This window comes from Aeromonas sp. QDB62 (genome assembly GCF_027705695.1).
Classification (GTDB): domain Bacteria; phylum Pseudomonadota; class Gammaproteobacteria; order Enterobacterales; family Aeromonadaceae; genus Aeromonas; species Aeromonas allosaccharophila.
Genome location: NZ_JAPDCD010000045.1, coordinates 1 through 20,304, shown reverse-complemented (window position 1 = coordinate 20,304; position 20,304 = coordinate 1). Strand labels below are relative to the sequence as shown.

Annotated in this window: 21 protein-coding genes; 13 read left to right on the top strand and 8 right to left on the bottom strand. The window is 61.9% G+C overall.

The features are described from left to right. The first annotated feature begins 180 nt into the window (after nucleotides 1-180). From hpt to melA, 10 genes are all read left to right on the top strand, one after another. Nucleotides 181-711, top strand: coding sequence for a hypoxanthine phosphoribosyltransferase (gene hpt, locus OKC27_RS18895; RefSeq protein ID WP_005335618.1), 531 nt, complete (start codon nucleotides 181-183; stop codon nucleotides 709-711). Between the two features lie 111 nt (nucleotides 712-822). Next, nucleotides 823-1,740 carry an ABC transporter ATP-binding protein gene (locus OKC27_RS18890; protein WP_270806603.1) on the top strand — a complete coding sequence of 306 codons (918 nt, stop codon included), beginning with the start codon at nucleotides 823-825 and terminating at the stop codon, nucleotides 1,738-1,740. Next, nucleotides 1,737-2,510: an ABC transporter permease gene (locus OKC27_RS18885; protein ID WP_064341711.1), complete on the top strand. Its 774-nt coding sequence runs from the start codon at nucleotides 1,737-1,739 to the stop codon at nucleotides 2,508-2,510. Before OKC27_RS18890 ends, OKC27_RS18885 begins: the two co-directional genes overlap by 4 nt. Before the next feature lie 218 nt (nucleotides 2,511-2,728). Further along, the gene (locus tag OKC27_RS18880) at nucleotides 2,729-3,880 is read left to right on the top strand and encodes a double-cubane-cluster-containing anaerobic reductase (RefSeq protein ID WP_270806602.1); all 1,152 of its coding nucleotides are present in this window, start codon (nucleotides 2,729-2,731) and stop codon (nucleotides 3,878-3,880) included. A 9-nt stretch (nucleotides 3,881-3,889) separates the two neighbouring features. After that, nucleotides 3,890-4,672 carry an acyl-CoA dehydratase activase gene (locus OKC27_RS18875; protein ID WP_270806601.1) on the top strand — a complete coding sequence of 261 codons (783 nt, stop codon included), beginning with the start codon at nucleotides 3,890-3,892 and terminating at the stop codon, nucleotides 4,670-4,672. Further along, nucleotides 4,669-4,926 carry a DUF3343 domain-containing protein gene (locus OKC27_RS18870; RefSeq protein WP_270806600.1) on the top strand — a complete coding sequence of 86 codons (258 nt, stop codon included), beginning with the start codon at nucleotides 4,669-4,671 and terminating at the stop codon, nucleotides 4,924-4,926. Before OKC27_RS18875 ends, OKC27_RS18870 begins: the two co-directional genes overlap by 4 nt. Nucleotides 4,927-5,060: 134 nt before the next feature. Further along, nucleotides 5,061-6,071, top strand: a complete 1,011-nt coding sequence (locus OKC27_RS18865; RefSeq protein ID WP_270806599.1) for a sugar ABC transporter substrate-binding protein — start codon at nucleotides 5,061-5,063, stop codon at nucleotides 6,069-6,071. Beyond that, a complete protein-coding gene (locus OKC27_RS18860) occupies nucleotides 6,072-6,830 on the top strand; it encodes an ATP-binding cassette domain-containing protein (protein WP_270806598.1) in 759 nt (252 codons plus the stop codon). After that, nucleotides 6,827-7,810, top strand: coding sequence for an ABC transporter permease (locus tag OKC27_RS18855; protein ID WP_270806597.1), 984 nt, complete (start codon nucleotides 6,827-6,829; stop codon nucleotides 7,808-7,810). Before OKC27_RS18860 ends, OKC27_RS18855 begins: the two co-directional genes overlap by 4 nt. Before the next feature lie 9 nt (nucleotides 7,811-7,819). Further along, complete coding sequence (gene melA, locus OKC27_RS18850; protein WP_270806596.1) at nucleotides 7,820-9,181, top strand: alpha-galactosidase; 1,362 nt, start codon at nucleotides 7,820-7,822, stop codon at nucleotides 9,179-9,181. Nucleotides 9,182-9,254: 73 nt separating this feature from the next. On the opposite strand, the gene OKC27_RS18845 is transcribed toward melA, so the two are convergent. Then, complete coding sequence (locus tag OKC27_RS18845; protein WP_270806595.1) at nucleotides 9,255-11,357, bottom strand: hypothetical protein; 2,103 nt, start codon at nucleotides 11,355-11,357, stop codon at nucleotides 9,255-9,257. A 245-nt stretch (nucleotides 11,358-11,602) separates the two neighbouring features. On the opposite strand from OKC27_RS18845, the gene OKC27_RS18840 reads away from it, so the two are divergent. The 3 genes from OKC27_RS18840 (at nucleotide 11,603) to OKC27_RS18830 (ending at nucleotide 13,079) form a co-directional block, all read left to right on the top strand. Further along, entirely contained in the window at nucleotides 11,603-12,007 is a 405-nt protein-coding gene (locus OKC27_RS18840) for a hypothetical protein (RefSeq protein ID WP_270806594.1), read from the top strand. A 120-nt stretch (nucleotides 12,008-12,127) separates the two neighbouring features. Next, a complete protein-coding gene (locus tag OKC27_RS18835; RefSeq protein ID WP_270806593.1) occupies nucleotides 12,128-12,547 on the top strand; it encodes a MauE/DoxX family redox-associated membrane protein in 420 nt (139 codons plus the stop codon). Between the two features lie 4 nt (nucleotides 12,548-12,551). Further along, nucleotides 12,552-13,079, top strand: coding sequence for a rhodanese-like domain-containing protein (locus tag OKC27_RS18830; protein ID WP_042063117.1), 528 nt, complete (start codon nucleotides 12,552-12,554; stop codon nucleotides 13,077-13,079). Nucleotides 13,080-13,161: 82 nt separating this feature from the next. Here the strand turns inward: OKC27_RS18830 and OKC27_RS18825 are convergent, their stop codons facing one another. The 7 genes from OKC27_RS18825 to gluQRS all read right to left on the bottom strand — a co-directional run bounded on the left by OKC27_RS18825 (nucleotide 13,162) and on the right by gluQRS (nucleotide 20,145). After that, a complete protein-coding gene (locus OKC27_RS18825; RefSeq protein WP_270806592.1) occupies nucleotides 13,162-14,526 on the bottom strand; it encodes a cation:dicarboxylate symporter family transporter in 1,365 nt (454 codons plus the stop codon). Nucleotides 14,527-14,670: 144 nt separating this feature from the next. Then, on the bottom strand, nucleotides 14,671-15,021 hold the full coding sequence (locus OKC27_RS18820; RefSeq protein WP_270806591.1) for a putative quinol monooxygenase: 351 nt from the start codon (nucleotides 15,019-15,021) through the stop codon (nucleotides 14,671-14,673). A gap of 24 nt (nucleotides 15,022-15,045) precedes the next feature. After that, a complete protein-coding gene (panC, locus tag OKC27_RS18815) occupies nucleotides 15,046-15,903 on the bottom strand; it encodes a pantoate--beta-alanine ligase (protein ID WP_270806590.1) in 858 nt (285 codons plus the stop codon). A gap of 201 nt (nucleotides 15,904-16,104) precedes the next feature. Beyond that, nucleotides 16,105-16,899 carry a 3-methyl-2-oxobutanoate hydroxymethyltransferase gene (gene panB, locus OKC27_RS18810; protein WP_042063124.1) on the bottom strand — a complete coding sequence of 265 codons (795 nt, stop codon included), beginning with the start codon at nucleotides 16,897-16,899 and terminating at the stop codon, nucleotides 16,105-16,107. Next, entirely contained in the window at nucleotides 16,896-17,405 is a 510-nt protein-coding gene (folK, locus tag OKC27_RS18805; RefSeq protein WP_234664634.1) for a 2-amino-4-hydroxy-6-hydroxymethyldihydropteridine diphosphokinase, read from the bottom strand. The genes panB and folK overlap by 4 nt, the downstream gene beginning before the upstream one ends. A gap of 11 nt (nucleotides 17,406-17,416) precedes the next feature. Beyond that, nucleotides 17,417-18,892 (bottom strand): polynucleotide adenylyltransferase PcnB, encoded by a 1,476-nt coding sequence (gene pcnB / locus OKC27_RS18800; protein ID WP_058052520.1) that lies wholly within the window; start codon nucleotides 18,890-18,892, stop codon nucleotides 17,417-17,419. 344 nt (nucleotides 18,893-19,236) lie between these two features. Further along, nucleotides 19,237-20,145 (bottom strand): tRNA glutamyl-Q(34) synthetase GluQRS, encoded by a 909-nt coding sequence (gene gluQRS / locus OKC27_RS18795; protein ID WP_270806589.1) that lies wholly within the window; start codon nucleotides 20,143-20,145, stop codon nucleotides 19,237-19,239. Between the last annotated feature and the right edge of the window lie 159 nt (nucleotides 20,146-20,304).

The window sequence follows — 20,304 nt, the reverse complement described above, 5'->3', positions numbered from 1 at the left end:
ATTGATTATGGTGTTTATAGTATTTTAACTAATCATGCCTGAGTGCCTGCTAACTCTATCAATTAAAATAAGCCGATAAAAGCACCACGTATCTCTAGCACCCTTCGACATGAGTGGTAGAATCATCGGTTTTGATATTCATGAACGGCCAAATCCCCTTTGGCCTTATGGGAGTAAGTGATGAAACACACCGTCGAGGTGATGATCTCCGAGGCTGAAGTAGCCGCCCGGATCGCCAAATTGGGTGAAGAGATCACCGCCCGCTATCAGGGTTCTGACGAAGTCGTGATGATTGCGCTGCTGCGCGGTTCCTGCATCTTCCTGGCCGACCTCTGCCGCCAGTGCCAGCTGCCCATCACCCTGGACTTCATGACCGCCTCCAGCTACGGCTCCGGCATGCACAGCACCCGTGACGTCCGCATCCTCAAAGACCTGGACGATGACATCAAGGGCAAGGATGTGGTGATCGTGGAAGACATCATCGACACCGGTTACACCCTCAACAAGGTGCGCGAGATCCTCTCCCTGCGCGAGCCGAAATCCCTGGCCATCTGCACCCTGCTGGACAAACCCTCCCGCCGCGAGGTGCAGGTGCCGGTCGACTGGATTGGCTTCGCCATCCCGGACGAATTCGTGGTCGGCTGTGGCATCGACTACGCCCAGAAGTACCGCAACCTGCCGTTTATCGGCAAAGTGGTACCCCAGGAGTAAGCCAGGTTCAGGAATATCACGGGTGAAGTGGCCTTGCGCCCTTTACTCTGTGCAGGCGGCCTTGGCCGCCTTTTCTGTATCGAGCCGGATTCAACCATCACAGAGGTTGCAATGAACGCACTGGAAATCAGCGGCCTGAAAAAGACCTATCAGGGGGGCGTCGAAGCCCTTAAAGGCATCGATCTTAGCGTCAAGCAGGGGGATTTCTTCGCCCTGCTCGGCCCGAACGGCGCGGGCAAGTCCACCACCATCGGCGTCATCAGCTCGCTGGTGAACAAGAGCGCCGGCAAGGTGAAGGTGTTTGGCTACGACATCGACAGCGATCTGGAACAGGCCAAGGCCCAACTCGGGCTGGTGCCGCAGGAGTTCAACTTCAGCCAGTTCGAGAAGGTGATCCAGATTGTCACCCATCAGGCCGGTTTCTACGGCGTACCCAAGGCGGAAGCGAAGATCCGCGCCGAGAAGTACCTGCGCCAGCTCGATCTGTGGGAAAAGCGCGACATGCCTGCCCGCACCCTCTCCGGCGGTATGAAGCGCCGCCTGATGATCGCCCGCGCCCTGATGCACGAGCCCAAACTGCTGATCCTCGATGAACCGACCGCCGGGGTCGATATCGAGATCCGCCGCTCCATGTGGACCTTCCTCAAGGAGCTCAACGAGCAGGGCGTCACCATCATCCTCACCACCCACTATCTGGAAGAGGCCGAGATGCTTTGCCGCAACATCGGCATCATCGACAAGGGTCGCCTGATCGAGAACACCAGCATGAAAAACCTGCTGGGCAAGCTGGGTCGCGAGACCTTCCTGCTCGACCTTGCGCCAGGTTCTGCCGTACCCGAGGTGCCAGAGTTCAACGGCCGCATGCCGGATGAGCGCACCCTCGAGGTGGATCTCGACAAGAGCCAGTCACTCAACAGCCTGTTCGAGCAGCTGTCGAACCAGCAGGTGCAGGTCGTGAGCATGCGCAACAAGGCCAACCGGCTGGAAGAGCTGTTCGTCAATCTGGTCGAAGAGGGGAGAAAAGCATGAATCTGGCCATCTATTACATCGCCTTCAAGAGCATTCTGGCCAAGGAAGTGAGCCGCTTTACCCGGATCTGGATCCAGACCCTGGTGCCACCGGCCATCACCATGAGCCTCTACTTCGTCATCTTCGGCAACCTGATCGGTTCACGCATCGGTGACATGGGTGGCTTCAGCTACATGGAGTTCATCGTGCCCGGCCTCATCATGATGTCGGTGATCACCAACTCCTACTCCAACGTCGCCTCCTCCTTCTTCAGCGCCAAGTTCCAGCGCAATATCGAGGAGATGCTGGTGGCGCCGGTGCCCAACTACGTCATCATCGCCGGTTACGTGGGCGGTGGCGTGGCGCGCGGCCTCTGTGTCGGCCTCATCGTCACCCTGGTGTCGCTGTTCTTCGTACCGCTGCAGATCCACCATCTGTTCAGCGTCTGCTTCACCGTGCTGCTCACCTCGATCCTCTTCTCGCTGGGCGGGCTGATCAATGCGGTGTTTGCCAAGACCTTCGACGACATTAGCATCATCCCCACCTTCGTGCTGACGCCGCTCACCTATCTGGGCGGGGTGTTCTACTCCATCAGCCTGCTGCCCCCGTTCTGGCAAGGGGTCTCCCAGGTGAACCCCATCATCTACATGGTGAACGCGTTCCGTTACGGCTTCCTCGGTATCTCCGACGTGCCGCTCGGCACCGCCTACCTCATCATCATCGGCTTTATCGTGGCCCTCTACGGTATCGCCTGGTGGCTCATCTCTCGCGGCACCGGGCTGCGTCACTGATGACATGCAACGGGCACCTCGCGGTGCCCATTGTTTATTCTCATCCCCCCTCTCTTCATCACACATCAGATAACCTCCCTGTTATTAAGGCTTTATCCGGCACCTTGTGATCCACCGCAATTTTCGGATTACCCCCAAAGGTATAATTCCCGCGGTTGGAAGAGCCGTGATGGACGGCCTCTTCCTCTCTCTCATTTCCCAGCAGGACAGGATCGCTTATGTCACTGATCACCGAGTTGCCAGCCATTTTCGAGAGTTTTTCAGATGCCCGTCGTCAGGGCTTTCTGGCTGTGATGGCACTCAAGGAGCGACAGATCCCCCTGGTTGGTACCTACTGCACCTTTATGCCACAAGAAGTGGCGATGGCCGCCGGCGCCGTGGTGGTATCGCTCTGCTCCACCAGCGACGAGACCATCGAAGAGGCCGAGAAAGACCTGCCCCGCAACCTCTGCCCGCTGATCAAGAGCAGCTACGGTTTCGGCAAGACCGACAAGTGCCCCTACTTCTACTTCTCCGATCTGGTGGTGGGTGAGACCACCTGCGACGGCAAGAAGAAGATGTACGAGTACATGGCCGAGTTCAAACCGGTGCACGTGATGCAACTGCCTAACCGCGCCGATGACGAGGCCTCCCGCACCCTGTGGCGCAGCGAGATCGTCCGCTTCAAGGCGCTGCTGGAGCAGCAGTTCGGCAACCCCATCAGCGAGCAAGCGCTGCACGAGGCGATCGTGCTGAAAAACCGCGAACGCCGCGCGCTGGCCGACTTCTACCGGCTGGGCCAGCTCAATCCCCCGGCACTGAGCGGCACCGACCTGCTCAAGGTGGTCTATGGCGCCACCTTCCGCTTCGACAAGGAGCAGCTCATCAGCGAGCTGCAGGAGATGACTCGCCGCATCAAGGCCGAGTATGCCGACGGCAAGCGGCTCGACGCCCGTCCGCGCATTCTCATTACCGGCTGCCCCATCGGCGGCGCCGCCGACAAGGTGGTGCGCCTTATCGAGGAGCACGGTGGCTGGGTGGTGGGCTACGAGAACTGCACCGGCGCCAAGGCGACCGAACAGTGCGTCAGCGAACAGGGTGACCCGTTCGATGCGTTGACCGACAAGTATCTGGCCATCGGCTGCTCCTGCATCTCCCCCAACCACCAGCGCATGACGCTGCTGAGCCAGATGGTGGAGGAGTATCAGGCGGACGGGGTGATCGACGTGATCCTGCAGGCTTGCCACACCTATGCGGTGGAGTCACTGGCCATCAAGCGCCACGTGCGCGAACGCCACGGCATCCCCTACATGGCTGTCGAGACCGACTACTCCAGCGCCGACAAGGGACAATTGGCAACCCGGCTGGCCGCCTTTATCGAAATGCTGTAAGGAGGCGCCGTGTCACTCTCCATCGGGATTGACTCGGGCTCCACCGCGACCAAAGGGATCCTGTTCGACAGCCGGGATGGCGGACGCATCGTCCGCCGTTTTCTGGTGCCGACCCCCTTTCGTCCGTTGGCCGCCATCGAGCAAGGCTGGGCCGAACTCTCGGCCGATCTGCCAGAACGCCCCCATCTGACCCTGACCGGCTATGGCCGGGATCTGGCGTCGTTCGCCGATCGCCGGGTTACCGAGATCTCCTGCCACGGGCTGGGTGCCCGCCTGCTCTGCCCATCGGTACACACCGTCATCGACATCGGCGGCCAGGACAGCAAGGTGATCCAGCTCGATGGCGACGGCAACCTCACCGACTTTCTGATGAACGACAAGTGCGCCGCCGGTACCGGCCGCTTTCTCGAGGTGATCACCCGCACCATGGGGGCGCGGGTCGAGCAGCTTGACGAACTGCTGCAAGGGGCCGAGCCCCACGACATCAGCAGCATGTGCACCGTGTTTGCCGAATCGGAGGCGATCAGCCTGCGCTCGGCGGGTATTCCGGCCGAGTCGATCCTCGCTGGCATCGTCCGATCCATGGCCCGGCGCAGTGCCAACTTCATCGGCCGCCTCGGCGCCAGACCGACGGTGCTCTTCACCGGCGGCGTCAGCCACTGTGCCACCTTCCGCCACTATCTGGCCGAAGGGCTGGGCTGCGAGGTCGCCACCCATCCGGATGCCCAGTTTGCCGGTGCGCTGGGGGCCGCGCTGTTTGGCGCGCGCGCCAGCACGGGAGCCAAACCATGAATCAGGAGTTCCTCTACCTGTTCCACTCCACCCTCGGCACGGTCAGGCTGCGCAAGCGGCTGGAGCAGCATGGCCAGTCATTTCGGGTCTGCGACGTACCGCGCCAGCTCAGCGCTGGCTGCGGCCTCGCCATCCGCCTCCACTGCCCGCCTGAGGAATGGCAACAGTGGTGCCAGCGCGGCGAAACCGCCGCCGTCTTTCGCTGCGAAGCGGACGGCGACTATCAGGAGCTGGCCCGCTATCCGGCCGCGTGAGCCTGCTGGGCCCACCCCATTTGACCGCCCGACACCCGATCGTGGCAGCAACCACATTTACCCGGCGCTTTGAATGGCCTGAGCCTCACCGCAGACGATCCACCGCGCCCACATTTACAACAAGGAGAAACACAATGCACAACACGCACACTGGCAATACTCACACGGCCAAACGCTGGCTGACCGGCCTGCTGATGTCCGGCTGCCGGCTCGCCTCCCAGGTGGGCGCGGCCCCCTCCGGCAAGGATATGACCATCTGGTTTGATCTCGGCGGCCCGGTCGGCGAATCCTACGTCACCGTGGTGCAGAATGGCGCCAAACAGGCGGCTGAAGATCTGGGGGTGGATCTGCGACTGGTCTACTCCGACTGGCAACCCCAGAAAATGATCGAGAACTTCAAGCAGGCAGTGGCCGCCAAGCCCACCGGCATCGTGGTGATGGGCCACCCCGGTGACAGCGCCTACCAGCCGCTGATTGCCGACGCCATCACCAAGGGGATCAAGGTGACGTCGGTGGACACCGAGCTTTCCGGCACCATGGCCAATGAATTGAGCAACGGCTTTGGCTACGTGGGCGACAACAACGCCACCCGCGGCATCAATCTGGCCAAAGAGGCCCTGCGCCGCAGCGGCCTGAAGAAGGGTGACCGCGCCATGGTGTGGGGCATCAAGGATATCGCCCAGCGCAGCGACTCTACCCGTGGCCTGATCAAGACCCTGGAAGAGGCGGGCATGAAGGTCGACTTCATCCAGATCTCGCAGGAAGTGGACAAAGACCCGTCCCTGGGTGCCCCGGTCGTCACCTCCTATCTGGCAACCCACCCCGACGTGAAGATGGTGCTGGTGGATCACGGTGCCCTGACCGCCCAGATGGGCAACTTCCTGCGCAACGCCGCCGTCAAACCCGGTGAGCTGTTTGTCGCCGGTTTCAGCCTCTCCCCCGCCACCGCAGACGGGATCCAGTCCGGTTATGTGCAACTGGTAGCCGATTGCCAACCCTACCTGATGGGTTACCTATCGGTGGTCCAGCTGGTGCTGAGCGAGCGTTACGGCTTTGCCGGGCTGGACATCAACACCGGGGCCGGTTTTGTCACCAAAGACAACATCGCGCTCATCGCCCCGCTGGCGGCCAAAGGTCTGCGCTAAATGGCGCCACTGGCCCTCGAGCTGCACGGGCTGAACAAATGGTTCGGCCCGGTGCAGGCCCTGCGGGATATCCATTTCCAGCAGCGGGCGGGTGAAGTGGTGGCCCTGCTTGGCGACAATGGCGCGGGCAAATCGACCCTGATCCGGGTCATTGCCGGTGCCGAACCGTTCGGCAGCGGCACCCTGACCGTTGCCGGGCAGACGGTGGCAGGCGATCGCTACGATGTGCCCACCGCCCGTCGGCTCGGCATCGAGACCGTCTATCAGAGCGGCGCCCTCGGCGAGCAGCAGAGCGTCTGGCGCAACCTCTTTCTGGGACGCCATCTGCGCAATCGCTGGGGCTTTATCGACCGGCAAGAAGAGCGACGCCGGGCCGCCGAGCTGCTGCGGGTGCTCCATTTTCGCGGCATCGGTGCCAACGTCGATGCGCCGGTCAGCCTGCTCTCCGGCGGCGAACGGCAGGGGCTGGCCATCGGCCGCGCCATGCTGTTTGATGCCCGGCTGGTGATCCTCGATGAGCCGACCACCGCCCTCTCCCTCGGTGAGGTAGAGAAGGTGCTCAGCTTTATCGAACAGTTGCGGGCCCAGGGCCGCGCCTGCCTGCTGATCACCCACAACATGGCCGATGCCTACCGGGTTGCCGACCGCTTCGTAGTGATGGACAGGGGCGCCATCGTCGCCCAGTACCACAAGGCCGACATGACCCTCCCAGCCCTGCAACAGGCGCTGCTGGATGCCGTCAGAAGGGGCAGCCAATGAGACACGTCCTGCTCGCCCATCGCGCGCCTTTACTGACCGGGCTGATCCTGTTGCTGTTGTGGGGGCTGTTTGCCAGCATCAGTCCGGTCACCTTTTTCCATGGCCGGATCTACACCTCCCTGCTCTCGACTATTCCGCTGACCATCCTGCTGGCGTTGGGCATGACCCTGTTGATCATCGCCCGCGAGATCGACATGAGCTTTCCGGCGGTTATCGCGCTGGGGGGATTTATCTTCGCCTGGCTGTTCCAGCACACCGGCTCGCCGCTGCTGGCGCTGCTGGGGGCGATGGCGGGCGGGCTGCTATGCGGGCTGCTCAATGCCCTGCTGATCGTGCAGTTCCAGATCCCCTCCATCATCGCCACTATCGGTACCCAGTTCTTTATCGGCGGCCTCACCACTGTGCTGGCCGACGGGCTGGCCCTCAGCCTGCCCGAGATCCGCGACACCCTGCTCCATACCCTGCTGACTGGCAGAGCGTGGGAGTGGCTGCCCGCCCAGGCTCTCTGGAGCCTGCTGGCAGCACTGCTGCTCTGGCTGCTGTTGGCCCATCACGAGCTGGGTGACAACATCAACTTCATCGGCGACAACCCGGAGGCAGCCCGCCTGATGGGGGTGCCGGTCAACCGGATGCGGCTCGGCCTCTTCATGCTGATGGGGCTGCTCGCCGCGCTGGTCGGGGTGCTGATCAGCGTCGAGATGAGCAGCTGGTGGCCCAATCAGGGGCAGGGTTACATGCTGCTGGTTTTTGCCTCCGTGTTCATCGGCGGCACCTCGGTACTGGGGGGCAGAGGCACTCTGCTGGGCAGCCTGTTTGGCGCCTGCATCATCGGCATGCTGGAGGCGGGCATCATCAGCGCCGGTCTCGACGGCTTCTGGACCCGACTGGTCTACGGGGTGATGATCCTCGCCGCCCTGATGATCCACGGCAGCATGCTGCAACTTCAACAGGGACGCTGGCGTTCCCGTTTTTTCAAATAAGGTTCTGACATGAGCAAAATCACCATTATTGGCGCAGGCAGCGTCATGTTTACCCGCCAGATCGTCTCGGCTCTGCTCTCCTACCCTGCCATGGCGGGCACCGAGCTGGTGTTGATGGATCTCAATCCCGAGGTGCTGGCCCAGAGCCACCGTCTCATCACCATGATGGTGGCGCAATCCGGCCTGCCGATGCAGGTGAGCCAGACCACCAGCCAGCGCGATGCGATTCGCCATGCGGACTTCGTCATCAGCGCCATTCAGGTGGGCGGCCTCGCCCCCTGGAAGCTGAACATGGCGATCCCGGCCAAATACGGGGTGATCCAGGAAGTGGGCGACACCATGGGACCGGGCGGCATCTTCCGCGCCCTGCGCCACATTCCGCCCATGCTGGCGATCCTGCGGGATATGGAGGAACTCTGTCCGAACGCTATCTTCATCAACTACGCCAACCCGCTGGCGCCCCTCACCTGGGCCGCCAAGGAGGCAAGCACCATCCAGTCCATCGGCCTCTGCTACGGGGTGCGCTACACCGTCGCCCAACTGGCCGGTTATCTGGGGGTCGGCCCCTGGGTGGATCACCCCTCCACCCCGGAACGCTGGCAGCGCCTGATGTATCACGATGTACCCGCCGAGGTGGAGTACGAGTTCGCCGGGATCAACCACATGACCTGGATCACCCGCTTTGCCATCCATGGCGAAGATATGCAGCCGAAGATCCGGGCGCTGGTGAATGATCCGAAAACCCGCGAGGCGGACGGCGTGCGCTGCGAAGTGCTGAAGTTCTTTGGCCTCTGGTGCACCGAGAACCACTGGCACTGCAGCGATTACCTGCCCTATTTCCGCAAGAACGAGGCGATGATCAACCACTTCCTGCCCCAACGCTGGAATCTGCTGGCCCTGGAAGAGCAGGTCCACGCTGCCGGCAAGGCGGAGATCGCCGCCCAGCTGGCGGGGGAGAAACCCTTCGTCATCGCCCCCAACATGCTCAACGGGCCCAAGCTGATCCACGCCATGGTGAGCGGCGAGCGCACCCGCATCAACGGCAATCTGGCCAACTGCCAGCCCGAGGGACTGCTGGTGGAGAACCTGCCCGCCGACTGCGTGGTAGAGGTGCCGATCTGGGTCGATGAGAAGGGGCTGCAACCGCAGGCGATGGGGCGGCTGCCGACCCAGTGCGCCAGCCTGTGCAAGAGCAACACTGCGGTGCAGGAGCTGATTGTGCAGGCGGCCCTGACCGGCGATCTCGATGCCGCCCGCTACGCGCTGGCCCTCGATCCGGTCACCGCCACCGTCTGTACCCTGGAGCAAATCCAGCAGATGTTCGACGAGATGTACGCTGCCCAACGTCAGTGGCTACCCCAGTTCGCCTGAACCGGTACGCCGCAATGACAGAGGGGCTCCCGCGCGGGAGCCCCTCTTTTTGATCAACTGCCCACACTGGCGGTTACACCTTGATGGCGTGATCCCGCAGCAACCGGGCGGTGAGCTCCAACTTCTCGTTGCGCTCGGTAGCCCGCTCGGGGACAGTGACGACCCCCTGTTCATCGACCCGCTCCTGCCCGAAGGCATCGTCGATGGCCTGCGCCATGGCGGTGCGGCCAGCGGCGATATCGGGATCGGTCGGGCTCTCCTGCATCCGGATCCGGTTCTCGCTGGCCGCCAGCTGCAGTTCGTCCAACTGGCCGCCGAGGGCGGCAATCCGGCTAGCGACCCGCTGGGCCAGCTCGACGAGACGGTTTTCATTCCCTGCCGCCATCGCCAGTCCATCTAGCAGCTCCCCTTTGCGCTGATCAAAGTTGCTTACCGCACGAGCGGCCAGCTCCAGTGCATAAGCCTTGGTTGCCATGGCGTTGACTCCGCCCTCCCAGCCGACATCGGAACCCACACCCAACGTCACGCCAAGGGTAGTATGGAACTTGGCCCCCTCCGGCCCGAAAGCCGCTGTGGCACCAGCCGATGCACCGACACCCAGATTGGCGGAGGCGCGTACCTTGGCCGAAAGGCTATAGGCATCCGCATACTGGCTCTTGAGCAGATTGAGCTGGGCGCTTCCCTCCGCTTTCATACCAGCAAAGGCCGAGGCGTTGGCCGTCACGCTGACCACTGGCCCATTGGGGGTCATGATAGCCGCAGCACCGGCTTCCAGCTTGGCGTTGACCCCCACCTCGGCCGAGCCTGCCAACTTGGCGTTAAGCAGATTGCCGATGGTCCAACTCCCCTCCACCGACAGCCCCAGCCTGCTCACCAGCTCGGCACTGGCACCAATACGCAGCAGACTAAGGTCATGGGGACCCGGGGTGTAACGCGACCCGTCGGTATCATTGACGATCTTGTTCACCGGATTGAACACCAATGAGCCCTCCGCCTTGCCAATCACCAGCTCGGCCTTGGCACTCGCCTTGTTCTCCTGAGTCAGGGCCACCTTGCCGGCAAACTCTCCTACCGGCGTGTCGCGACGCCCCTCCCACTTGCCAATCTCGATCTTGGCGAAGGCCTCCACCAGCGCACTTGCACTGACCAGCCCTAGCCCGCCAAAGGCCTTCTGGCTCACAGGCTCACCCGGTTTCAGCTCCTTGCTGGCGGCAGAGAGGGGGCTCTTGAGCTCGGCCCGCACGCCGCTCTGATAGTGCTTGCCTGACGTGGTTTCTTCCTGCCAGAGCGCCTTATCCTGCGCCTGGCGTGCAAGCCATGGCTCATCCAGTCCATCCACCAGCGCGGTCAGCAGCTCGGTCCTGAGCAGGCCAATCTCCCCCTGCTGGCTCACCTGCTGCTGAATGCTGAGATCCAGCACCTCCTTGAGGTGACCCAGCTCCAGCAACTGACTGTGGGTCAGCAGGATATCGCGGCCATTCTCCTCGGCAGTGGCTTGTGGCTTGAGCTCACCCAATGCGGGCAGAGACTGACGCAAGGTACCGCAAAACAGCTGCCACTCGTGACTTGCTGCGACCTCTTCACGGGTCGGCGCCCGTTCCAGCCGTCGCGCCATCATCCCCTCACTCACCCCGAACATCAGATCGAGCCCCCCTTGCAGCTCCCGCTTGAACAGGTCGTTGGCCCCCTCCTGTTGCAGGCGAGCCAACTCGCTGCACCACTGGCGGATCTGCTGGTTACTCTCGATAGGCTGATTGACCCTCCCCTGTTCGTTGCAGACCCACGCCAGCTGAAATAAGGGAGGCTTGCCGCCCTGCGCCAATGCCTGACGGCGGACAGCGATGTCATCGACCAGTTTTTGCAATACGGGATCCTGCTGACGGGAGCGGTTCTTGCCCGACTCGATCCAGAACTGCAGCGCCTGTTCGATCTTCGCCAGCCCGGCCAGTGAAGGCGTTGGCTGGGCCTGGTAGTGCCGCACCGCCTGCTTGACCGCCTTGAGCTCCGGGCTCTGCCGATGGCCAACACCACGGCGGATCCCCTTTTCAAACTCCCGGTTACCGGCATCCAGCAGCCGCAATCTGGCGTTGCCAAGGCGAGCGGTAGCAGGCGTTGTCGCATCAGGGGTTGGCCGCTGATGGCGGGTAGCATCGATATCTGGGGAGGCAATTTTCATGGCAAGAAACCTGCGTTGATGAGAGAGAAGAGCCTCAGCGTACGCCGCCCCCCCTTGTCACCCTGTCAGCGATGGTCCCGCTTTTTTAGGATTCGGACTGACCCGTAAAAGATGTCTGTCAGCTCACAATTTCGGCACAACCACTCGCCCCTCCGACCAAAAACGATAAAAAAATGACGACAAGTGATAATCAGCCACCGATCAGCCGCATAGGGTGTCACTCTCCCCCTGCCCGAGGTTTGGCCATGTATCACACACTCATCACCGCCCTGTACACACAACTTGGACTTCCGGTCCCGGTGGCCGGACAGACAGTCACCACCCTGGCCATCAACGATGAGCTGGTGCTAACGCTGGCAGAGGATGAGGGCCATCTGGTGATCTATCTGCTGCTACCGGGTCACGCCATGCCTAACACGCCCCTGCTCAACCACCTTGGCGACGAGCCGGTGTTTCTGTTGGATCAGACCGGGCAGGGAGAGACCCTGATCTGGGCCCGCGAGTGGCTCGATCACCTGACGATCGACAGCCTGCTGGTACTGCTCGAGCGGGCCGTCGAGCTGGCTGCCGAACTGCTGACCCATCAGCACGATCGGGAACAATCGACACTGCAACAACACGCCCCCACAACCGCCACCATCAGGGTCTAGCGCACTCCATTCTGGTCACTGTCCCGCAAAATCGAGATTTATCTTGTTCGGTATGGGGTTAGCCATTGCGGCTCAATCGGGAATTGTTAGAATTCACCCCTCTCTATAAAGAGGTAGAACATGCCTGCTTTGTTGCGCATGCTGGCCAATCTGGCACTGGGTGGCTTCTTCGTCGCCTCGGCCGGGTTCAAGCTGGTATCCCCCGCCCTGTTTGTCGAACAGATCGCGGCCTTCGGGCTGATCTGGCCGTCACTGATCCCGCCGGTGGCCTGGGGGCTGATCACGCTGGAGCTCTGTGCCGGGCTCGCAGTCATCGCCAACCGGCGCTGGGGATTGTGGCTGGTGATCGGGCTGCTCGCCCTGTTTATTCCGGTGTTGAGCTATGGCGTTGCCATCGGACTCGACATCTCTTGCGGCTGTCTTGGCAGGGCTGATCTCAGCTCGTTGCCGGAGGCCATCCTGCGGGATCTGCTGCTACTGACGCTTGCGGGCGCCCTGCTGCGAACTTCCCGTCCCGTTTTTCCCGTTCCTAAGGAGTAGTGACATGATGACATTGCGATCCCGCACCCTGCTGGCCTCGCTGATCGCCGCCAGTTTTGCCCTCGGTGGCTGTGGCGACAACCAGTTCGAGCAGGAGGTGAAGCTGGAGCAGTCGGCGGTACAACTGGCGCAAGAGACACAGCAGGGGGGCTATCAGCTGCTGACCGTGGCCGAGCTGAAGACCCGGATGGACAAGGGCGAGGAGCTGGTGATCATCGACACCATGCCCTATGAGGACTCCTACAAGAAAGAGCACATCCCGGGCGCCAAGAACTTTGTCTTCGTGAAGGAGGCCAAGTCTGGCGACAACTGGAGCGAGATCGTCGAGGGAAGCGGCACGGCGGAGCAGTTCCAGGCGCTGTTGGGTGAAGACAAGTCCCGCCCTGTGGTGATCTACTGCGGCTTCGTCAAGTGCGGTCGCAGCCACAACGCCGCCGCCTGGGCGGTGACTCAGGGCTATCAGCAGGTCTATCGGGTGCCGGGCGGTATCTTCGCCTGGAAAGGAGCCGGTTACCCCGTCTCTGCCGAGTAACCGCGCCTGCCCACAGGGCAACACAGCCGACATAAAGAAGCCCGCAACTGCGGGCTTCTTTCATATTGGGTAACGCTCGGGGTTAGCTGGCGGCCTGCTGCTCCAACACCTGCGTCTCGGCCAACTGCTGTTTGCCCAGCAAGCGCTTGGTGATCATCGCCGCCATGATGGAGCCGTTGACGTTGAGGGCGGTACGGCCCATGTCCACCAGCGGCTCGATGGCGATCATCACCCCCACCAGCGCGATGGGGAAGTTGAGGGTGGAGAGCACGATCAGCGCGGCGAAAGTGCCACCGCCGCCGACGCCAGCCACCCCGATGGAGCCGAGCGCAATGACCGGCAGCAGGGTCAGCAGGAACAGGGGATCAAACGGGTTGATGCCGAGCATGGGGGCGATCATCGCCACCATCATGGCCGGATAGATACCGGCGCAGCCATTTTGACCCAGATTGGCACCGAACGACGCGGCAAAGTTGGCGATGCTGGCGGGCACCCCAAGGCGCTGCTGGGTCTCGATGCTAAGCGGAATGGAAGCTGCGCTGCTGCGGGAGATAAAGGCGAAGGTGAGCACGCCCCACACTTCCCGCAAATAGTGCAGCGGGTTCTGGCCGAGCAGCAGCAGGATCACCATGTGTACCGCAAACATCGCCAGAATGGCGACATAGCAGACCAGAATAAAGCCGAGCAGATTGAGGATCTCGCTCAGCGGATAGTGCGCCACCACCCGGGCGATCAGCGCCATCACGCCATAGGGGGTAAGTGCAATCACCACCCGTACCATCTTCATCACCCACAGCTGCAGGGTATCGATGGCGACGGCGGCGCGAGCCCCCGCATCCGGGTGCTCCGCCTTCAGCTGCAGCAGGGCAACCCCGGCCAGCACGGTGAAGATCACCACCCCGATCACCGAGAGGCCGCGACTACCTGCCATGTCGGCGGCAAAGTTGGTGGGCACCAGCGAGAGCAGCAGGGCGGGCAGGGTCTGGGCACTGTCGATGGTACTCATGCTCTGTTGCAGGGCGGCGCTGTCGCTACCGTGGCTCAGCAGCCCCTCGGCAGTGAGACCGCTCAGATGGGTGATGGTCATCCCCACCACACCGGCAATCATCACCAGGGTCAGCATGGAGCCGATCAGCACGGCGCTGATCTTGCCGAGGGACTGGGCCTGCTCCAGCTTGTTGATGGCGGAGAGGATGGAGGTGAACACCAGTGGCATCATCACCACCTTGAGCAGGCTGACATAGCCGCCGCCAACGATATTGACCCACTCCAGGGTCTGCTGGACACCGGCATCATCGGCGCCCCAGCCCAGTTGCAGACCGAGACCAAACAGCCCCCCCAGCAGCAGACCGGCGAGCACCTTGCGCGACAACGGCACCGTGGCGGGCAGCCGGGTCAGGGCAAAACAGAGCAGACAGAAGAGCAACGAAGCAAACAAGGTAAACATAAATAAACACCTGTAGCGGCCATCAGGGCCGATTGTTGAGAGAGAAAACAACGGGTGCGAGCAGGGTCGCTGGGGAAAACGCCAAATGGCAGGCGTGAAAAAGCAGCGGACGCCCGAGGGGGCGTCCGCTGGCAATCGGGGGAATTACTTCTTTACGGGGGCGTCGTACTGTTCGGGTTCGTCGCTATAGACGCAGACATTCCACTTGGCGGCCAAACCATCATCGGCCAGGCAGTAACGCTCGAAGAACGCGGAGATCTCGGCGCGCTGGCAGTGAGCTTCAAAGGCTGCCATATCTTGCCAAATCTCGTTGAACACGATGGGGAAGCTCTCCCCCTCGGCAAACGGACTCGGGATGTGGCGGGTGACCCGATATTGCAGGCAGCCATCCTCACGCAGGGTATTGGGCTCGAGCGCCTGCAGCACCTGAAACAGGGCTTGCTCCTGACCGGGTTTCGGCAGGAATTGGGCAATGCAGTAAACCTTCTTGGACATGAGGTCCTCCTGGTTGTGGCGGGCTCAGGCTTGCTGCAGCGTGACCACTTGATTGTCGATAAGGCGGGCCTTGCCAAGATAAGCGGCCATCAGGATCACCAGCTGCGCGCTCTCGTCAGTGGCGGATTCGAGGGTGGCCGCATCGACGATGTCGATGGCATCGGTACGGAAACCGGCATTGTCGAGACGCTGACTGGCCTGCGCCACCAAGGAGGGCAGGTGGTGGTCACCCGCTTCAATCTGCTCGGCGATCCAGTTCATGGTGCGCGCGAGCTCGGGGGCAATGGCCCGCTCGCCGGCAGTCAGGTAGCCGTTGCGCGAGGAGAGCGCCAGCCCGTCTTCGGCCCGCACAGTCGGCACACCGACGATCTCGATGGGCATCGCCATATCGGCCACCATCTTGCGAATAAGCGCCAGCTGCTGGTAATCCTTCTGGCCAAAGCAGGCCACATCCGGCTGCACCAGATTGAACAGCTTGGTGACGACGGTGCTGACCCCACGGAAGTGACCGGGGCGCAGCGCCCCTTCCAGCAGGCCGGAGAGGCCCGGCACCTCGACGAAGGTCTGGCTCGCCAGCCCCTGCGGATACATGATCTCCGGGGTCGGGGTGAACACCATATCGACACCGGCGACTTCCAGCGCAGCGCAATCCTGCTCGAGAGTGCGCGGGTAGTTGGCGAGATCCTCGGCCTTGTCGAACTGCATCGGGTTGACGAAAATGCTGACCACCACCTTCTCGGCGTGGCTGTGCGCCTCTTTCACCAGGGTCAGGTGGCCCTGATGCAGGTTGCCCATAGTAGGCACGAATGCGATGGCACGCCCTTCACGGCGCCATTGGCTGATCTGCTCACGCAGAACGACGGGATTATTTACGACCAACATCAGCAGTTCACCTTCCGATAAATCAAAAAGAGAGACGGGTTGCATCCACCGCTAGCGCTCGGGCGGGATGGGGCACGAGCATGGCTATCAGCAGTTCACCTTTAGATGAATCAATAAGATACGGATTAGCTATACGGATTAACTGTACGAGGCTGACAAGCAGAGACGGGGGCCGCAGCCCCCATCGTGCAACCGCCAGGATCAGTTGAAGCAGTGCTCCGGGCCGGGGAAGCTTCCCTCGCTCACCTGCTGGACATAGAGGCGGATGGCGGCACGCACATCACCGGTCTCGGCCAGGAAGTTCTTGGTGAACTTGGGCACATAGCCGGAGGTGACACCAAAGGCATCGTGCATCACCAGGATCTGGCCATCGGTCGCGGGACCGGCTCCGATACCGATCACCGGGATGCGCAGCGCCTTGGTGATGCGCTCGGCCAGCGCAGTGGGCACACACTCGAGCACCAGCAGCTGGATACCGGCCGCTTGCAGTTCGAGGGCCTGACGGTAAATTTCCTGGGCCTGAAACTCATCGCGCCCCTGCACCTTGAAGCCGCCAAAGACATGGACGGATTGCGGGGTGAGACCGAGGTGACCGCACACCGGCACCCCGTTGCGGGTGAGGTGGCGGATGGAATCGCACAGCCAGTCGCCCCCTTCCATCTTCACCATGCGGGCACCGGCCGCCATCAGGCGGGCGGCGTTCTGGTAAGTCTGCTCCGGCGTGGCGTAGCTCATGAACGGCATGTCGGCGACCACCAGTGCCTTGCTGGCACCGCGCGCCACACAGCGGGTGTGATAGACCATCTCATCCATGTTGACCGCCAGGGTATCCTGACCCCCTTGCAGCACCATGCCCAGCGAATCGCCGATGAGCAGCACGTGCGCGCCCTCGTCGTCGAACAGCTTGGCAAAGGTGGCATCATAGGCGGTGATGGCGGTGAACTTTTGACCGTCCTGCTTCATTTTCAGCAGGCTGGCGGTGGTGATCTTGCTCATAGAGGCTCCTGTAGATCTGCACGCGGGGCAATGATGGCCAAATCATTGTGCGGGCAGCGGGCAACCAGTCGGGCGAGCGGGGTGCCGCAGGGCAGCACCAGAGCAGGCGCAATTTCGGCAAGGGGCAGCAGCACGAACTCCCGCTCCTTCATGCCGTAGTGGGGTACGATCAGCCGCTCATGGTTGATCACCTGATCCCCATAGAGCAGCAGATCGAGATCCAGGGTTCTCGGCCCCCACCGCTCATCTTTGCGCACACGTCCCTGTTCCAGCTCGATTTTTTGTAATTGATCCAGCAGCGCAAGGGGCGCCAGCCGGGTGTTGAGCCGGGCTACGGCATTGACGTAGTCCGGTTGGTCAGCAGGCCCCATGGGGCGGCTGCTGTAAAACGACGAGGCCTCCACCAGCACAGATTCCGGCAACCTTGCCAACGCGGCAACGGCGCGACGAGCCTGACCCAGCGGGTCAGACAGGTTGGAACCTATGGCGATGAAGACCTCGGTCATCACGTCTGTTGTCACTCAGCCACTTTCGGTTTGCGGCGACGGGGGCGACGACGGTTGCGGCTGTTGCTGCTGCGCTTCTCGCCATCGTTGCTGCGGGCCTCACCGGCCGGGGCACGCTCACCGCTCGCCGGGCGGCGGGTCGCTTCGCGCTGCAGTTGCGGGCGCACATCCGGATTGGAGGCGACATAGCGCTCCCACCAGCTGGCCAGCTCGCCGAGACCACGCTCGACCCGGTTGCGCAGCAACAGGAAGTCGTACGCCGCGCGGAACTTGGGATGCTCCATGGCGCGCTCGGGGTGCTTGCCCTGACGACGGGTCAGCCGCTGTTGCAGTGCCCAGATGTCGCGCACATCGGTGGTGAAACGGCGGGGAACGGCGATGATCCGCACCTGATTGTCCAGCACCTCGTTGATCGCCAGCATGAAGGCGTCATACCAGGGCAGGCCGCTCTCGTTCTCCAGCACTCGACCACGGGCCTCGACAGCGCCCCACAGCAGGGTGGCGTAGAGGAAGGCGGGGGTGACGCGCTTGTCTTCACGAACGCGAGTGTCGGTATCGATCAGCGCCAGCTCAATCAGCTGCTCACAGGGCGAGTTGCCGTGCGGGGTAAACAGCGCCGCCACTTGCGGGAACAGCTGCTGGAACAGACCATACTCGCGCAGCAGCTTGTAGGTCGCCAGACCATCGCCAGCCAGGAACAGCTTGAGCGTTTCCTCAAACAGGCGGGCAGCAGGGATGTCTTGCAGCAGCGGTGCCAGCTCCTTGATGGGGGCGGCGGTTCGCGGGCTGATGGTCATGTCCAGCTTGGCGGCAAAGCGCACGGCGCGCAGCATCCGCACCGGATCCTCACGATAACGGGTCTCGGGATCACCGATCAGCTCAAGCTTGCGCTCGGCCAGATCTTCCAGCCCCCCTTCGAAATCGTGCAGGGTGAAATCTTTGGCGCTGTAGTAGAGGGCGTTGACGGTAAAGTCGCGGCGCTCGGCATCCTCTTCGATGGTGCCGTAGACGTTGTCGCGCAGCAGCATGCCTTCATCAGACTGGGCCGACACATGTTTGCTGGTATTGACCTGATGGTGGTGACCCCGGAAGGTGGCCACTTCGATCACGTCACGACCAAAGACAATGTGGGCAAGGCGGAAACGACGGCCAATCAGGCGGCAGTTGCTGAACAGCGCCTTGATCTGCTCCGGCGTCGCATCGGTTGCGATGTCGAAATCCTTGGGCGTCTTCCCGAGCAGAATATCCCGGACTCCGCCGCCGACCAGGTAGGCCTCATAGCCCCCTTTGTTCAGGCGATAGAGCACCTTGAGGGCATTCTCGCTGATCTCTTTGCGCGAAACAGGGTGCTGATCACGGCTTAAGGTACGACGTTGACCGGCGACACGGGCTGGAATGGGGGATTCCACCGGCTGCTCGCCATCTTCCTTGCCGAGCACCTTGCGGCAAAAGTTTGCGATCTGGGAAAAAATGGTACACCTCTTCATGACTTCTAAATTGACGGGAGGCCAAAAAATAGCGGCCTATCATAGCTCACGCCTAACCAAATGAAAAACCGTGCTGACAATTGATCCCGAATGAAACAGGGCGCCAGCAAAAATAGCGGTCAATCTGCACATAGCTCACGCCTGACCAAATGAAAAACCGTGCTGGCAATTGATCCCGAATGAAACAGGTCGCCAGCAAAAATAGCGGTCTACCTGTGCATAGCTCACACCTGACCAAATGAAAAACCGTGCTGGCAATTGAACCCGAATGAAACAGGTCGCCAGCCAAAATAGCGGTCTATCTGCGCCCAGCTCACGTCCTATTACACGAAAACCGGCTCTCTTTACTCAACGTCCAGCGGGATCTTCTGGCTGGCGGGCACCCGGTCGAGCTGCCAGTTGGCGATGCCCCAACCTATGATCTCGTCGATCCGGCTTGCCATCAGCTCGGGGGGCGGGCACTGACCGAGGAAGTGCAGCGCCTGCCACAGGGCCGGGCGCACCTCATCGAGTGCCAGTGCCGGCGCATGGTTCTGCTTGGAGAGCTTGTTGCCATCGGCCAGCACCGCCAGCGGCAGGTGCACCCAATCGGGCACCGGCGCCCCCAGGGTCTGATAGAGGGCAATCTGGCGCACCGTGGGCTCCAGCAGATCGGCGCCGCGCACTATCTCGGTGATGCCGCTGTCCATATCATCCACCACCACCGCCAGGTTGTAGGCGTAGAGCCCGTCGCGGCGGCGGATAATGAAATCCTCCTCGGCGAGCGCCGCTGGCACCGCAATATGGCCCTGCAAGCGATCGTCGAAGTGGTAGACCGGATGGTGCTGGCGCAGCCGGGCAGCACACCCCTCTGCCGCCAGCCCGAGAGTGCGGCAGTGGCCGCTGTAGAAACCGCCCGCAGCCATGATTTCGCGCCGGGTACAGCGGCACCAGTAGAGATCGCCAGCCCGGTAGAGCTGGTCGATGATCTCGTCATAACGGCCGTGGCGCGCGCTCTGGAACATCACCTCCCCATCCCACTCGAGGCCGTATGCCTCAAGGGTTTTGAGGATCAGAGCCGCCGCGCCTGCCATCTCCCGCGGCGGATCGATATCTTCGATACGCACCAGCCAGCGCCCCCGCCGGGATCTGGCCTGCAAAAAGCTGCCGAGGGCGGCGATCAGCGAACCGAAGTGGAGCGGGCCGGAAGGAGAGGGAGCAAAGCGGCCGACATAGGGACACACAAGGGGTGAGGACGGGGTATTCACGGGCATGACTGTTCGGGTAAGCGATTCATTGAGGCTGCATTCTGGGGGGCGACCGCCAAAAGCTCAATAAAAAAGGGAGCCCGCGAGCTTAATGCCAGTCAGTTAAGCCTGACTGGCATTGTTTTTATTGGCTTTTTTCACACTATACCTCTGGGGCCTTGGCTT

Bases quoted from the DNA above. Each gene is read 5' to 3' on its own strand.
- hpt (WP_005335618.1), top strand. From the start codon at position 181: ATGAAACACACCGTCGAGGTGATGATCTCCGAGGCTGAAGTAGCCGCC.
- OKC27_RS18890 (WP_270806603.1), top strand. From the start codon at position 823: ATGAACGCACTGGAAATCAGCGGCCTGAAAAAGACCTATCAGGGGGGC.
- OKC27_RS18885 (WP_064341711.1), top strand. From the start codon at position 1,737: ATGAATCTGGCCATCTATTACATCGCCTTCAAGAGCATTCTGGCCAAG.
- OKC27_RS18880 (WP_270806602.1), top strand. From the start codon at position 2,729: ATGTCACTGATCACCGAGTTGCCAGCCATTTTCGAGAGTTTTTCAGAT.
- OKC27_RS18870 (WP_270806600.1), top strand. From the start codon at position 4,669: ATGAATCAGGAGTTCCTCTACCTGTTCCACTCCACCCTCGGCACGGTC.
- OKC27_RS18865 (WP_270806599.1), top strand. From the start codon at position 5,061: ATGCACAACACGCACACTGGCAATACTCACACGGCCAAACGCTGGCTG.
- OKC27_RS18860 (WP_270806598.1), top strand. From the start codon at position 6,072: ATGGCGCCACTGGCCCTCGAGCTGCACGGGCTGAACAAATGGTTCGGC.
- OKC27_RS18855 (WP_270806597.1), top strand. From the start codon at position 6,827: ATGAGACACGTCCTGCTCGCCCATCGCGCGCCTTTACTGACCGGGCTG.
- melA (WP_270806596.1), top strand. From the start codon at position 7,820: ATGAGCAAAATCACCATTATTGGCGCAGGCAGCGTCATGTTTACCCGC.
- OKC27_RS18845 (WP_270806595.1), bottom strand. From the start codon at position 11,357: ATGAAAATTGCCTCCCCAGATATCGATGCTACCCGCCATCAGCGGCCA.
- OKC27_RS18840 (WP_270806594.1), top strand. From the start codon at position 11,603: ATGTATCACACACTCATCACCGCCCTGTACACACAACTTGGACTTCCG.
- OKC27_RS18835 (WP_270806593.1), top strand. From the start codon at position 12,128: ATGCCTGCTTTGTTGCGCATGCTGGCCAATCTGGCACTGGGTGGCTTC.
- OKC27_RS18830 (WP_042063117.1), top strand. From the start codon at position 12,552: ATGATGACATTGCGATCCCGCACCCTGCTGGCCTCGCTGATCGCCGCC.
- OKC27_RS18825 (WP_270806592.1), bottom strand. From the start codon at position 14,526: ATGTTTACCTTGTTTGCTTCGTTGCTCTTCTGTCTGCTCTGTTTTGCC.
- OKC27_RS18820 (WP_270806591.1), bottom strand. From the start codon at position 15,021: ATGTCCAAGAAGGTTTACTGCATTGCCCAATTCCTGCCGAAACCCGGT.
- panC (WP_270806590.1), bottom strand. From the start codon at position 15,903: ATGTTGGTCGTAAATAATCCCGTCGTTCTGCGTGAGCAGATCAGCCAA.
- panB (WP_042063124.1), bottom strand. From the start codon at position 16,899: ATGAGCAAGATCACCACCGCCAGCCTGCTGAAAATGAAGCAGGACGGT.
- folK (WP_234664634.1), bottom strand. From the start codon at position 17,405: ATGACCGAGGTCTTCATCGCCATAGGTTCCAACCTGTCTGACCCGCTG.
- pcnB (WP_058052520.1), bottom strand. From the start codon at position 18,892: ATGAAGAGGTGTACCATTTTTTCCCAGATCGCAAACTTTTGCCGCAAG.
- gluQRS (WP_270806589.1), bottom strand. From the start codon at position 20,145: ATGCCCGTGAATACCCCGTCCTCACCCCTTGTGTGTCCCTATGTCGGC.